This is a genomic window from Exiguobacterium sp. R-17 (assembly GCF_049913315.1).
GTDB lineage: Bacteria > Bacillota > Bacilli > Exiguobacteriales > Exiguobacteriaceae > Exiguobacterium_A.
The window spans coordinates 2,066,914-2,081,640 of sequence record NZ_CP184372.1; the positions used below are offsets into that span (position 1 = coordinate 2,066,914).

12 protein-coding genes and 1 pseudogene are annotated in these 14,727 nt (G+C 48.8%); 2 read left to right on the forward strand and 11 right to left on the reverse strand.

Annotated elements, in window-relative coordinates; translation table 11 throughout:
* Positions 1–76: 76 nt before the first annotated feature.
* From ACN9MT_RS11055 to ACN9MT_RS11105, 11 genes and pseudogenes are all read right to left on the reverse strand, one after another.
* Positions 77–595 (reverse strand): adenine phosphoribosyltransferase, encoded by a 519-nt coding sequence (locus ACN9MT_RS11055; RefSeq protein WP_035406521.1) that lies wholly within the window; start codon positions 593–595, stop codon positions 77–79.
* A complete protein-coding gene (recJ, locus tag ACN9MT_RS11060; protein ID WP_426272169.1) occupies positions 574–2,883 on the reverse strand; it encodes a single-stranded-DNA-specific exonuclease RecJ in 2,310 nt (769 codons plus the stop codon). The genes ACN9MT_RS11055 and recJ overlap by 22 nt, the downstream gene beginning before the upstream one ends.
* Positions 2,884–2,955: 72 nt before the next feature.
* A pseudogene (secD, locus tag ACN9MT_RS11065) lies at positions 2,956–5,164 on the reverse strand (protein translocase subunit SecD).
* Between the two features lie 156 nt (positions 5,165–5,320).
* Entirely contained in the window at positions 5,321–5,611 is a 291-nt protein-coding gene (yajC, locus tag ACN9MT_RS11070; RefSeq protein ID WP_308101811.1) for a preprotein translocase subunit YajC, read from the reverse strand.
* Positions 5,612–5,683: 72 nt separating this feature from the next.
* A complete protein-coding gene (gene tgt, locus ACN9MT_RS11075; protein ID WP_029342245.1) occupies positions 5,684–6,829 on the reverse strand; it encodes a tRNA guanosine(34) transglycosylase Tgt in 1,146 nt (381 codons plus the stop codon).
* Complete coding sequence (gene queA / locus ACN9MT_RS11080) at positions 6,829–7,869, reverse strand: tRNA preQ1(34) S-adenosylmethionine ribosyltransferase-isomerase QueA (protein WP_214853061.1); 1,041 nt, start codon at positions 7,867–7,869, stop codon at positions 6,829–6,831. Before queA ends, tgt begins: the two co-directional genes overlap by 1 nt.
* A 4-nt stretch (positions 7,870–7,873) precedes the next feature.
* On the reverse strand, positions 7,874–8,869 hold the full coding sequence (ruvB, locus tag ACN9MT_RS11085) for a Holliday junction branch migration DNA helicase RuvB (protein ID WP_056062504.1): 996 nt from the start codon (positions 8,867–8,869) through the stop codon (positions 7,874–7,876).
* Between the two features lie 4 nt (positions 8,870–8,873).
* Positions 8,874–9,467, reverse strand: a complete 594-nt coding sequence (gene ruvA, locus ACN9MT_RS11090; RefSeq protein ID WP_023468936.1) for a Holliday junction branch migration protein RuvA — start codon at positions 9,465–9,467, stop codon at positions 8,874–8,876.
* A gap of 162 nt (positions 9,468–9,629) precedes the next feature.
* The gene (gene nadA / locus ACN9MT_RS11095) at positions 9,630–10,727 is read right to left on the reverse strand and encodes a quinolinate synthase NadA (protein WP_426272170.1); all 1,098 of its coding nucleotides are present in this window, start codon (positions 10,725–10,727) and stop codon (positions 9,630–9,632) included.
* Complete coding sequence (gene nadC, locus ACN9MT_RS11100; RefSeq protein ID WP_313586529.1) at positions 10,717–11,568, reverse strand: carboxylating nicotinate-nucleotide diphosphorylase; 852 nt, start codon at positions 11,566–11,568, stop codon at positions 10,717–10,719. The genes nadA and nadC overlap by 11 nt, the downstream gene beginning before the upstream one ends.
* The gene (locus tag ACN9MT_RS11105) at positions 11,483–12,952 is read right to left on the reverse strand and encodes an L-aspartate oxidase (RefSeq protein ID WP_426272171.1); all 1,470 of its coding nucleotides are present in this window, start codon (positions 12,950–12,952) and stop codon (positions 11,483–11,485) included. Before ACN9MT_RS11105 ends, nadC begins: the two co-directional genes overlap by 86 nt.
* Positions 12,953–13,050: 98 nt before the next feature.
* On the opposite strand from ACN9MT_RS11105, the gene ACN9MT_RS11110 reads away from it, so the two are divergent.
* Positions 13,051–14,133 (forward strand): cysteine desulfurase family protein, encoded by a 1,083-nt coding sequence (locus tag ACN9MT_RS11110; protein ID WP_426272172.1) that lies wholly within the window; start codon positions 13,051–13,053, stop codon positions 14,131–14,133.
* A gap of 24 nt (positions 14,134–14,157) precedes the next feature.
* Positions 14,158–14,700 carry a transcription repressor NadR gene (locus ACN9MT_RS11115; RefSeq protein ID WP_056062524.1) on the forward strand — a complete coding sequence of 181 codons (543 nt, stop codon included), beginning with the start codon at positions 14,158–14,160 and terminating at the stop codon, positions 14,698–14,700.
* Positions 14,701–14,727: the final 27 nt, after the last annotated feature.

Here is a 14,727-nt window from a genome sequence, read left to right on the forward strand (position 1 = left end):
CGTGAAATCTTGAGAAGATGTCAAAATAAAAAGAAATACCCCCTTGGTCATCAAGTACCAAGAGAGTATAGTGTCTTCAGTCTTCGTAGCGAATCAATGAAAGAATGTCATATCCTTCGAGTTTCTCACGTCCGCCAAGACCATCGAGTTCAATTAAGAATCCGATTCCGGCAACTGTTCCGCCTAATTTTTCGATCATTTGGATCGTTGCTTCAATCGTACCACCTGTCGCAAGCAAATCGTCAAGGATGACGACGCGTTGTCCCGGTTGGATTGCATCTTCGTGCATCGTCAAGACGTCTTTTCCGTACTCAAGACCATACTCGACACGGACTGTCTCGCGCGGTAATTTTCCTTCTTTACGAACAGGAACGAATCCGATTTCCATCGCGTAAGCTGCTGGGCAACCAACGACGAATCCACGTGCTTCTGGACCTGCGATGACATCTGCGCCTTTACTACGTGCATACTCAACGAGCGCATCGACCGATTGTTTATACGCCGGTCCGTTTTGCATGAGTGATGTGATGTCCTTGAAACTGATTCCTTCTTTCGGCCAATTCTCGACCTCTTTTATATGCTGTTTGAACTCCATGTCTTTTCCTCCTGCTTCGCCGCTTCTACCAAAGTATCAAAACGCTCTTTCAACTGAGCGAGTGACGAATAAATGTATTGTTGCTCGAGCTCTTGACGCGCTTCATGACGCTGGTACGTCGGTGCTTCCGTCAGATCTCGTTTTGCAGCATTTGGGTTCACACCCGGCAGCCCGTCCTCCATTGTAACAAGAAAATCAAGTTCCGAGAATACCGAATGCATAAAGTTAATCGATCGTTTCGTCCATTTTCGCGATTTCGACAAACGTACGAGACCCATCCGGAGCTCATCCCGTGGACATTTCGCAAAATACTGGAAGTACTGTTTGAAGTCCTCACGCGATGGAATCGTCTCGAAATAATAGCCTTCATCCTTAAAGGCACAATAAATCCGCTCTGCCTGTTGCACATATGGATAAAATGCTGCTTCCTCTTCCGGCAGGTCAAGAAAGACGATGTTTTGTCGAATCGGACCATTCAACGAACGTTCAGTGTATTTCTCCTTCATCTCATCGGTAAAGGCGACGAATGTCGTCGTCTCGTGCGGTAAGGCGAATAGATCGCTCAGCGGCCGCTTACCTCCACGGTAATCAAACACTTGAACATCTTCGACAGCGACGTCTTGAATCATCAATTGTGGTTTACGGAAACCATTCCATTCATTGATGTTCAGACTGCCCATCAAGTGAATCTCCGATAAGGTTGAAACTTCATCGACGAGGTCGCCGAAGCCGAAGCCGATTGCATCGAGTTCCTTCCCGTCGTCTGATAGGAGTGCCTTGACATGCGTCAGATCACGACCGATTCGTTTCATATCGCGAATCTTCGCCTGCTCAATGACGATCCGTGGCGCGGGGTTTCCCATCCCGAACGGTGCCAATCGCTGAATGTCTTCAATCAACTGAATCGAGACATCACTAACGTGTAGACGTAGGTCGACATCGATTGTCGCGATGAACGCGTCATCCGGTAACGTGCTCGCTTGTTCATTCAAGCGTTGACGTAACGTCTCAACGTCATCAGAAGATAAAGTCATCCCAGCCGCAGCGGGATGTCCTCCGAAGTGTGGCAAGATATCTTCACACTTCGTCAGCTCAGCGAAGAGGTCAAAGGCTGGAATCGATCGCCCAGACCCTTTGGCTGTTCCTTTTTCAGCATCATGACACAGCATGATGACGGGGCGATGATATTTTTCAACGAGTCGCGAGGCGACGATCCCGACGACACCTGGGTTCCAGTCTGCCGCATCGACGACGAGGACGCGGTCATCCTTGAAGCGTTCCTCGACAAGCGCCGTTGCTTCTTCCGCAATCTGCTTGACGATATCTTGACGTTGCTTATTTTGTTGGTCGAGCTGTTTCGCGAGATGAAGTGCTTCATCTTTACTTTCTGCTAACAACATCTCGAGCGCTGGCATCGCAGAATCAAGACGACCTGCTGCATTGATCCGTGGACCGAACGCAAATCCGACCGACTCTTCCGTTAGTTCGTCCTCAGTTAAACTGCAGACGTCACGTAACGCAAGGATACCTGGACGTTCACTTGCGTTCAGTGCTTCGATGCCACGAATCGCAAGCAAGCGGTTTTCGCCGACGAGCGGAACAAGATCGGCAATCGTTCCGAGCACGGCAAGATCGAGTAATTCGACTGGTTCACGATCAAGGAGAGCATGCGCGACTTTAAAAGCAACTCCTGCGCCTGCGAGTTTCGAGAACGGATACGCTGGATCAACACCCGGATGAATCAAGGCAAAAGCATCAGGTAACGTTTCTTTTGCTTCGTGATGATCGGTGATGATTAAATCGACCCCGAGTTCTTTCAGGACATCTGCTTCGTGGATACCGGAAATCCCACAGTCGACGGTGATGACGAGACTAAACCCTTCTTCCGCTGCCCAGCGAAATGCGGCTTCATTCGGTCCATAGCCTTCCGTGAATCGGTTTGGGATATAACACTCTGCCATCCCTCCGATTTCAATCAAGGCGTGCCAGAGAATCGCCGCGGAACTCACACCATCGACGTCATAATCGCCGTAAATTAAAATCATTTCACCTTCGTTGACGGCACGTTGAATCCGTTCGACGACTTTTGGCATGTCTTTAAAAGCAAATGGATCATGAAATGCCATTTGATCGGTTTCTAAAAAATCACGGGCTGCTTCACGAGTCGTGAATCCCCGTTGGACAAGTAGTTGTGCGACGTGCGGTGAGATCGTGCCATCCGCCGTCAATTGTTCGATTTGTTCTGATTCGATGACTTTATCAAGCCATGTTTTTTTAGCATGGTACATCTCAAACCCTCCAATCAACTTCCCCATTATAATAGAAAATCCGCACCAGCGATAGCTGATGCGGATACTCTTTTAAGAAGCACGTTTTGTCCGATCAAGTGTCCGACCTTTCATGACGAGCCAGAGTTGCGCGGCGATGAAGATCGAAGAATACATCCCCATGATCAACCCGACGAGCAACGCAAGACTGAATCCACGGATCGCTTCGCTACCGAAGATGTAGAGCGCTGCTGCTGTCATGATGACCGTCACGACGGTGTTGATCGAACGGACGATTGTTTGTTGAATCGATTCATTGACGATATGCGCCAACTCATCGAACGAAACTTTTCGTCCCCCTTTTTCGGCAAGTCCGAGATTTTCTCGAACCCTGTCGAACGTAACGATCGTATCGTTGACAGAATACCCGATGATCGTCAGGATCGCTGCAATGAAGTACAAGTTGACCTCAATTTGGAACAACGAGAAGAAGGCGACGATCATTAACGCATCATGCAATAGTGCAAGCACTGTCGCAATCCCGTATAACGGTTGGAATCGGAACGAGACATAGATGACGATCCCAAGTGACGCGAGTAAGACCGCATAAATCGCGTTACGCGCGATTTCTTGACCAACTTGCGCCGAAACCGTCGAGATACTCGGTTCTTTCTTATATTCCGTTTCAATCGTTTGTTTCATTTTAGAGATTTGATCTTGGCTGAATTCCCCAACGAACGTGACGTTCGCTAGTTTTCCACCTTGAGCAAATTGGATGCCATCGATTTCCGCAGCATCAATGCCTGACTCTTCAATGACAGAGCGGACATCGGCTTCCTTGATTTGATTCTCAGAAGAAATCTCGACGCGTGTACCTTGCGAGAAGTCGATCCCAAGGTTAAGACCGCGGAACGACAGCAAAAGTACCGAAATGATGACGAGGGCAATCGTGATCGCGAAATAGATTTTGCGATGTTTGACGTAATCGAATTTCGTAGGATTAAAGCTCACGGATTTCACTCTCCTTTACACCGAACCATGATTTCTTCTTATCGAACCATCGGCTACTGACAAGGAGTTGCATCAGGTAACGTGAGACAAAGACATTCGTGACGAAAGTGACAGCGATTGAGACCATCAACATGATGGCGAATCCTTTGACCGTGCTTGTACCGAAGTAGTACAAGACACCAGCAGAAATCAATGTCGTTAAGTTGGCATCAAGAATCGTACCGAACGAACGACGGTTTCCGGCTTTAAATGCGGATAAGACGGATTTGCCGCTTCGTAATTCGTCCTTGATCCGCTCTGCAGTGATGATGTTCGCATCAACCGCCATACCGACACCAAGAACGAGTGCCGCAATCCCCGGTAATGTAAGGACGGCATTAATCCCGTTAAAGAAGATCATGACGAGATAGATGTAGAACAACAAGGTAATAATCGAAACTAATCCAGAGATCCGGTAGAACACTAGCATGAACAAGAAGACAGCAGCTACACCGATAGCTGACGCGAAGAGTGTCTGATCAAGTGCATCCTGTCCAAAAGCAGCCGAGACTGACGTCGAATAGATTTCCTCGAGTTTGACCGGCAGTGCTCCTGCGTTAAGGATTGAGGACAATTGTTTACCATACTCGGCATCGATATCGCCACCGGAAATGATTGCCTTATCCGAGTTGATTGGTTGAGTGACCGATGCATCCGAAACGATTTTCGAATTCTTCTTTTGAATCTCTTTTTCGTACGTATCACCCTTTTCGTAATCGAGCCAGATGACAAGGCGGTTCGCCGGTGCTTGCATTTGTGAGACTTTTTGAGTTACTTCATAAAATTTCTGTTTTGACTTCATCGTCAATTCGACGAGTGGTTCATTCGTATTCGGATCATATCCGACTTTTGCTCCTTTAGCTTTTAAGTCTGAACCGTCAAGCAACAACTTATCGTTGATGTCACGGAATGACAATTGTGCCGTCGAAGATAGGATTTGACGCGCTTCCGTCTGATCCTTGACGCCAGCAAGTTGAACACGAATCCGGTTGTTACCTTCGATCCGAATATCCGGTTCAGAGACACCGAGAACATTGACACGGTTCTCAATTGCCGTCAATGTGGCACTCATCGCATTTTGGTCGATGACGTCTCCTTCTTTCAGTGGTTGTACTTCATACAAGACTTCGAAGCCACCTTTAAGGTCAAGGCCAAGCTTCGTATCCTTCAGCAACCATGACGATGTCGTACCGATTAGCACGAGCAACGCGATGACGACGATGAAGAATGTGGCAAGTTTCCCTTTCTTGATCATGCTACATTGTCCTTTCTCTAGTTCCCAGTATATTTTCAGACAACTTTGTTCTCCTACCCTAGCTTACAAAAGAAATGGTAATCTTAGCAAACGTTTTTCTCATATATAAACAGAAAAGACGCTCCGGAATCCGGAAAGCGTCTTTTCAATACCTTATTCGACCGTTTCGTCGCCCATGACAGTTGTTGATTTTTTCGTCACTTCTGCCACAGCACTTCGGTTGAATGTCAATTGTGCGTTTCCTGACTTCAATGTCACCGTCGTGTCGTCAACTTTTTGGACAACCCCGTGAAGACCACCGATCGTTACGATCGAATCGCCGCGTGAAAGTTCAGTTTGCATCTGACGCACTTGCTTCTGGCGTTTGTTCTGTGGACGGATCAACAAGAAATAGAACACCACGAAGATCAAGATCATCGGGAGGAATGTCAATAATTGTTGCATCATATTCAGCTCCTTTTATCATTCAAATCACGTTCATTATACCGTGAAAGGATTGATTTGTCAGACGATTTGTTAGAAATTCTTTGCGTTCGGTAAATTGTAACCGTATTCTTCGAAAAATTCTTCTTTAAAATCAAGCAGACGATCCTCACGAATCGCTTGGCGAACGCCTTCCATCAACTTGACGAGGAAGTGAAGATTGTGTGTCGAACAAAGATGTAGTCCGAACGTTTCTTGCGCGCGGATTAAGTGATGGATGTACGAACGCGAGTAATTCTTACATGCGTAGCAATCACATTTCTCATCGAGTGGACGGAAATCACGTGCATATTTTGCATTTCGGACGACAAGACGTCCTTGTGATGTCATCAATGTACCATTGCGTGCAATCCGTGTCGGTAAGACACAGTCGAACATATCGATTCCACGAATCGCGCCTTCAATCAATGCATCCGGTGAACCAACGCCCATTAAATAACGTGGTTTATCTTCTGGCATGAGTGGTGTCGTGAATTCGAGTGCTCGGTACATGACATCTTTCGGTTCACCAACCGAGAGACCACCGACCGCATAACCTGGGAAATCAAGCGCTACGAGATCTTTCGCACTTTGGCGACGTAAGTCTTCGTATTCGCCACCTTGGATGATACCGAACAGCGCTTGATCGTGCGGACGTTCGTGCGCTGCAAGACAACGTTCTGCCCAGCGGCTTGTTCGTTCGACAGATGCTTTCATGTACTCGTGAGAAGCAGGATATGGTGGGCACTCATCAAACGCCATCATGATGTCTGAACCGAGTGCGTTTTGGATTTCCATTGCTTTTTCCGGTGATAAGAACAGTTTGTCACCGTTTAAATGGTTACGGAAATGAACGCCTTCTTCCGAAATATTCCGGAGATCAGCGAGTGAGAAGACTTGGAAGCCACCTGAATCCGTGAGAATCGCGCCATCCCAGTTCATGAATTTATGCAGACCGCCCGCTTCCTTGATGACATCGTGTCCAGGACGAACCCATAGGTGATACGTGTTCGCGAGGATGATGTTCGCGTTCATATCCTTGATTTGTTCTGGTGCCATCGTCTTGACCGTCGCTTGTGTTCCGACCGGCATGAAGACCGGTGTCTCAAAACTACCGTGCGGCGTATGGACGATTCCTAACCGCGCTCCGGATTGTTTACATGTTTTGATATGTTCGTATGTTACCGCGTGTTTTGTCATTAGTTTCGTTCCTCTCTCGTTAAGAACATCGCATCACCGAAGCTAAAGAAACGATAGCCATTCGCGACAGCTTCTTCGTAGGCATGCAGAATGTGTTCCCGTGTCGATAACGCGGACACGAGCATGATCAATGTTGATTTCGGTAAGTGGAAGTTCGTGATCAATCCATCGATCCCTTTGACTTCCTGACCTGGGAAAATGAAGATGTCTGTCCAACCTGTTGCTTCGACGAAGTCACCGTGATCACGGATGACCGTTTCAAGCGTTCGCGTCGACGTCGTACCAACCGCGATGATCCGTCCGCCTTGTTTCCGTGTTTCGCGTAGCAGTGCCGCTGAACTTTCCGGCAATTCGTAGTACTCACTATGCATCTTGTGACTATCGACGTCGTCGACCGAAACAGGACGGAATGTGCCAAGTCCGACATGTAACGTCAACGGTGCGATCCGGACACCTTTCGCTTGAAGCGCTTCGAGCAATTCCGGTGTGAAGTGAAGACCCGCTGTTGGTGCTGCGGCGCTCCCGCGTTCGCGAGCGTAGACCGTCTGGTAACGATCTTGATCTTCCAGTTGTTCATGAATGTACGGCGGCAATGGCATCGTTCCAAGTTGATCGAGCACTTCGTAGAAAATCCCGTCGTAGAAAAACTTCAGAATCCGTCCCCCGTCTTCAAGTGCTTCGACACACTCAGCACGGAGTAATCCGTCACCAAACGACAGAATTGTACCTGGTTTGACTCGTTTTGCTGGTTTTGCTAGCGTTTCCCAAACATCGTCACTCGTCTGCTTTAAAAGCAACAATTCGATTTTTCCACCTGTCTCTTCCTTTACACCAAAGAGACGTGCTGGTAAGACTTTCGTATCGTTGATGACAAGTGTATCGCCTTCCCGGAAGTGGTCGACGATATCATGGAAGTGTTGATGCTGAATCGCACCTGTCTCCCGGTCGAGGACCATCAATTTCGAACTCGTCCGGTCGAGCAATGGCACTTGAGCAATTTGTTCTTCTGGTAAATGAAAATCAAATAAGTTTACATCCATTGGTTCAATTTCCTTCTTTCAGTCCTAAATGTTGGCGGGCGAACGATGTTAAGACACGTCCGCGCGGGGTACGTTGTAAAAAGCCTTGTTGCAACAGATATGGTTCATACACATCTTCGATCGTCTGCGCATCTTCTCCGATTGTCGCTGCAATCGTCTCAAGACCGACCGGACCACCGGCAAACCGTTCTGCAAGCGATCGTAGTAAACGATGGTCGACATCGTCGAGTCCGAGCGCATCGACATGCAAGCGATCAAGTGCACTTGTCGCAAGCGAGGCATCGATCTCAGTTTGATGAGCAACTTGAGCGAAGTCACGGACACGCCGTAACAACCGGTTCGCGACACGTGGTGTTCCGCGTGAACGAAGGGCGATCGCTTCTGCTGCGAGACGATCCGCTTCGAATCCAAACAACCGTGACGTCCGGGTCACGATGGCAGACAACTCTGACATCGTATAATATTCAAGCTTCAGCGTCACGCCAAAACGATCACGTAGCGGTGCCGACAGCATCCCGGCACGCGTCGTCGCACCGACGAGTGTAAATGGTGGCAAGTCGATCCGAACGCTACGCGCGAGTTCCCCTTGACCGATGACGATATCGAGACAATAGTCTTCCATTGCCGGATATAGAATCTCTTCGATCGATCGACTCAACCGATGAATCTCATCGATGAACAGGACGTCTCCCGGCTCAAGTGATGAGAGAATTGCCGCCAGATCACCTGGTCGTTCGATCGCAGGACCGGCTGTCGTCTTGATGCCGACCCCCATCTCGTTTGCGATGATTGTCGCAAGCGTCGTCTTACCAAGACCTGGAGGACCGTAGAGAAGAACGTGATCGAGTGTTTCCTGACGAATTTTTGCCGCCTCGATGAAGACACTTAAGTTTCCTTTTGCTTTCTCCTGCCCGATATATTGCTCGAGCGTCTGAGGACGCAGACTCCACTCTTCTTGATCTTCCGCATGGGCGGATTCTGACAAAATGCGCTCTTCCATGTCCTCACCTCACATTCAATAACAACTGGAGTGCCCGTTTAACATATTGATCCGTTGACAGGACTTCTGCCTGCAACGCTTTTTTGACTTTTTCGACTTCTCGATCACTGTAACCGAGCGCCGTCAGAGCTTCACAGGCTTCGTTCAGCTCTGCGTTACCTTGTGCGAACAAGCCTTCGCTCGGTACGTAGTCTGGCGCGAGCTCTGCTAACTTTCCTTTTAGGTCGAGTGTCATTTGTTTTGCTGTCTTTTTGCCGACACCTGGGAACTTGACGAGATAACTTTCCTTTTCTTGTTCGATCGCTTCAACAAGCGCATCGACATTCCCTGATGCGACGATTGCAAGCGCTCCTTTTGGTCCGATCCCTGTCACACCGAGCAACTTCGTGAACAAGGCACGCTCACGCCGGGAACGGAATCCGAATAAGACTTCTTGGTCCTCACGGACATAGTGATACGTATATACGATGATCTGTTCGTCTCCGGTCCGATAAAAAAACGGGTTCGGTGCTACGATCTTGTAGCCAATCCCGCCAACTTCTACCGTCACGAATTCCGCACAGACATAAGCGACTTCGCCGCGTACGAATTCTATCAATGTGGAACGCTCCCATCTATAAACAAACTCTCGTGTTATTGTAGCATACATCTTCGTTTGGCTTCAAAGCGTTCTTCAGCAAAAATCAATACATACGTTCGCTCTCTCAATCAGAAGACAAAAAGCGTGATCGTTTGCACGACCACGCTCTCACTCTCTATTTTACGAACGCTCAAGCATTCGTTCGAGCGCCAATACGGCATGCCGCGTCGTCTCTGCGTCGACTTTAATGATGTTGACCGGCTCACCTGCTTCGACCTGTTCGAGCGCCCAAGCCAAATGCGGCAAGTCAATCCGGTTCATCGTCAGACATGGACACATGAACGGATTGAGCGACACGATGTCGAGATCCGAATGAGTCGTCGCGAGTCGATTGACGAGGTTCATCTCTGTTCCGATCGCCCACTTCGTTCCAGGAGCAGCCTGTTCGATTTGTTGAATGATGTACGCAGTTGATCCGTTGAGATCAGACGCTGCTACTACTTCATGCGAACATTCCGGGTGAACGAGAATCTTTCGCTCCGGATCCGTCTTACGGAACTGTTCAATTTGACCGACTGTGAATTTCTCATGCACCGAGCAGTGCCCTTTCCATAAGATGACGCGGACGTCTTGGTCCTCCCCGTCAAAAACGAGTTCGTCGCGAATCGGATCCCAAATCGCCATCTGCTCTAACGGAATTCCGAGCGCATGTGCCGTATTGCGACCGAGATGTTGATCCGGCAGGAAGAATAAGATGTCTCGTTCACCAAGCGCCCACTCGACCATTTGGACAGCGTTCGATGATGTCACCGTCGCCCCACCGTGACGACCGACGAATGCTTTGATGGCTGCTGTCGAATTGACATACGTCAATGGTAAGATCGAATCTCCGAACCGTTCCGTCAAGATCGTAAAGGCACGCTCCGTTTGTATATCATTCGCCATATCTGCCATCGAACAGCCAGCACGCATGTCAGGCAAAACGACCGTATGTGACGCATCGGTCAGCATATCTGCCGTCTCCGCCATAAAGTGAACACCGCAAAAGACCGTATATTCGGCTTCTGTCATCTGCTTCGCGACTTGTGCAAGCTGGAGCGAATCTCCCGTCGCATCCGCGAACTGGACGACTTCGTCTTTTTGATAGTGGTGGGCAGGTAAGAATAAGCGACTGCCCATCCGTTCTTTGACCCCTTCGATGATCGCAATCAATTCTGCTTCTGATTGCTGTAAGTATGACGCCGGAATCCCTTCGTGACGTAATAGATCAAATGACATCTTTTTTTCCTCCTTCGATTTTCATACTAATATCAAGTGCTGTTGCTGAATGCGTCAACGCACCGAGTGAGATGACGTCTGCTCCGCTATCCGCGAAGTCTGATAACGTGTCTATCGTAATCCCGCCGGATAGTTCGACCGTGATATGTGGTGGAATCAATTGCCGGAGCTGTTTGATTTCTGCTGGTGTCCGGTTATCGAGCATGATGATGTCGACTTTTGCAGCCACTGCCTCAAGCACTTCCGCTTCCGTCTCAACTTCGACTTCGATTGGTGTCGTATGACCTGCAACTCGTTTTGCTCGCATCACCGCTTCCGTAATCGATCCTGCGACCGTGATGTGGTTATCTTTGATCATGACCGCGTCATCGAGTCGTCCGCGATGACTATAGCCACCACCGACGCGAACGGCGTGTTTTTCTAGCATCCGTAATCCAGGAGTCGTCTTCCGTGTATCCGTGATTCGGATTCGTCCTGCTACTACCTCGACCGCTTGACGTGTCTGCGTCGCAATCCCAGATAAGCGTTGCACAAGGTTCAAAGCGACCCGTTCTCCGCTTAAAATATCCTGTAACGAACCAGACCACTCAGCAAGGAGCGTTCCTCGCGTGACGACCGTCCCTTCCGCTATATGAATCGTCACGTTGACTTGTAACAGATGCGCCATCTCACGAATAATGTCTCCTCCACAGAAGACACCGTCTTCCTTTGCTAAAAAACGACCGGTTCCGCGTTCTTGTCCCGTCAGACATCCTTCACTCGTGATATCCCACTGTCCGATGTCCTCGATTAAAAATGCCTCCAGTTGTTGCCGTAACTGCCACTTGTTCAATGTTCTCATCCTCTCCTGTCAACCGACTTCGCGCCCCTTCAAGCAATAGACATGCTGTCACGTAACTTAATCGATTTTCTTCTGCTTCCTGTCCGGATTCTTCTAATGACCAGCCTTTTAACGCATCCAGACATTCTTGTACCTGCCTAATATCCATTTCGACACCGATGACCTGCGATAAACGGTCTGTTACGGAACGAAGTGTTCCTGGACGTCGTTTCACTTGTTTTACTGATGGTCCCGGTAACAACTCGAGCTGTTCTGCTACTGCTTTCCCCATGACGACACACTCAAGAAGCGAGTTCGACGCCAGACGATTTCGACCGTGCAGTCCGATCGATGCTGTCTCGCCGACCGCGTAAAGTCCTTCGACATTCGTCTGCCCTGTCAGATCCGTCTCGATTCCACCCATTAAGAAATGAATGCCTGGTGCGATTTCAACGAGATCTGGATTTATGTTCAATTTTTCACATTTTTCGACAAACGTTGGAAACCGTTTTGTTCGATCAACGACTTTTGACGTGTCGAGATAGACCGGTTCGTGTTTTCGCACCTCATGGATTCGTTTTGCGACTTCATCGCGCGCCGCTAAATCTTGCATCGGATGATCTGCCATGATCCGATCCCCGCTTTTCGTCACAAGAATGGCTCCTGCTCCGCGTAGTGCTTCCGTAATCAAACCTTCTGAGCGACCTGCATGAACAAGTACCGTCGGATGGTGCTGGATATAGCCGAGATCACGAATCGTCGCTCCCGCTTCAAAAGCGAGTGCAATCCCATTTCCTTGAATCGATGGATCATTCGTCGACGACGCGAATATTCCACCAACTCCACCAGTAGCGAGAATCGTTGCTCGCGCCACAATCTCGATTGGTTCTCCAAGGCTATATCCAACTGCACCTACAACCTGTCCATTTACTTGAATCAATTCCGTGATACACGTCTGCTCAAGAATCGGAAAAGGCACTCGCGGCATTAACGTCTCCATGATTCGTTTGCCGGTCTCGTCCCCGCCAGAGTGATAAATCCGCGGCAAACGGTGCGCACCTTCTCGACCGAGCAAGAACTCTCCCTCGGATTGATCAAACAGGACACCTTGTCGTAACAAGAATTCCATTGCCTCGGCTCCTGATCGGGTCACATAATCAACAGCGGACAAATTGATGCGCCCTTTTGCCGCCTGACACGTATCTTCAAAATGACCACGATGATCAACTTCTGCATAAGCAGAAGCAATCCCACCTTGTGCTCGGACAGAGTTGGTCTCAAATCGCGTGCCTTTTGTGACAAGCAACGCTTCAGTTCCAGGCGGAAGATGCAAGGCGACCGAAATCGCGGCAAGCCCTGTTCCAATGATCAACACATCCGTCTCAAGCCTTTTATGTAAAGACATATGTTTTACACCTCTATATCTAAATGTTTACTATTGACTTGACAATAAGTTTGGCATACTTTTAGCTGAGTGACAAGACGAAAGGACAGGATTTTTTCATGATCTATCTCGATTACGCAGCTACTACTCCGCTGCATCCACAAGCACTCGACCATTATCAACAAGCCGCTCAATCGTTCTACGGCAACAGTTCTTCTCTTCATGACATCGGTGGGGATGCAGAACGCCTGCTTCAACGAGCACGACAGTACCTGATGCAACAATTAGCTCAAAAAGAAGGATCTATCATCTTTACAGGAAGCGGTTCAGAAGCAAATTACATCGCTTTGACACACTTGATACGACAGAGTAACAAATCAGTTGTCTTGACACTTCGATGTGAACACGACTCGGTCTTGCTTCCACTTGCGCGCTGGGCACAAGAAACACGTCATCTTTCTCTACTACTGGACGGAACGTTCGACTGGGATCGATTCGTTACGGCTTGTACGGAAGAGGTTGGTGTCGTCTCGATTCAACACGTCAATTCGGATACCGGTTTTCGGTTCCCAGTCGAACGAATTGCAGTATATTGTCAATCGCGCGGGATTCTGTTTCATTGCGATGGGGTTCAAGGATTTTTAAAAGATGATATTACCATCGACTCCTTTGACGCTTACACGATGAGTAGCCATAAAGTCTACGGTCCTAAAGGGTTAGGTGCCCTGTATTTGCGACGACCGCTCTTTAGTCCATACTACGAAGGACATCATGAGTTCGGGATTCGCCCAGGCACAGTCGATGTTCCGGGAATTGCCGCCTTCATCGCTGCCTGTGAGGCGTCGCGCTTAGAAAATCCAGGAATCCAGGCATCCAGTCAGGTATTTCGTGGTATGCTAAAAAAAACATTGTCTTCGTCTCGTTATCTGATCGTTGAATCTCCAACGCAACTGGCTTCGATCTGTGCCATCCATACGAAACAACGGGACGGTCAACACGCGTTGCTCGCCTTGAATCGTGCTGGAATCGCCGTTTCCGCCGGTAGTGCCTGTCGGGCTGGAGAAAATGGTCCGAATGCGACATTACGCGCCATCGGCTTCGATGAATCGGCGGCTCATGGATTGATCCGACTCAGTTTTGGAAGACACACGACGAACGAAGAAATCGAACAGTGCATTGATGTGTTGAACACGATCTCATGACACTGGAGAAAGGTAGGAGACATCATGGGGAAACGCATCTCCGGAGAAGAACGCCGGAAATCATTACTTCGTATGATTGAGGAAAGTGAACAACCTGTTACGGGAACAGCACTGGCGAAACAAGCAGGCGTCAGCCGCCAAGTGATCGTGCAGGATTTATCATTGTTAAAAGCAAAAGGATATCCCGTCATTGCGACAGCTCGTGGGTATTTGATCAATGACCCTGAAATCGACGGTTCGAAATTACGCCGCAAGATCGTCTGTCGCCACGGCATCGAGCAATTAAAGGATGAATGTGATGCCATCGTTGACGAAGGCGTCGTCATCCGGGATGTCATCATCGAGCATCCTGTCTACGGCTTCATTACAGGTGAGTTGATGCTAAAAAGTCGCCGAGATGTCCGTGTACTGCTTGAACAGCTAGAGGAGACACAAGCTACTCCACTGTCGAGCTTGACCGACGGAGTCCATATCCATACGCTTGAAGCGGATCATGAAGACGCACTAGAAGCAGCTATCGCAAAACTTGACCATCTTGGAATCCTCGTCTCGGAACTCGATGTCTGAACATTAAAAAACCGCCTATTCCTAAGG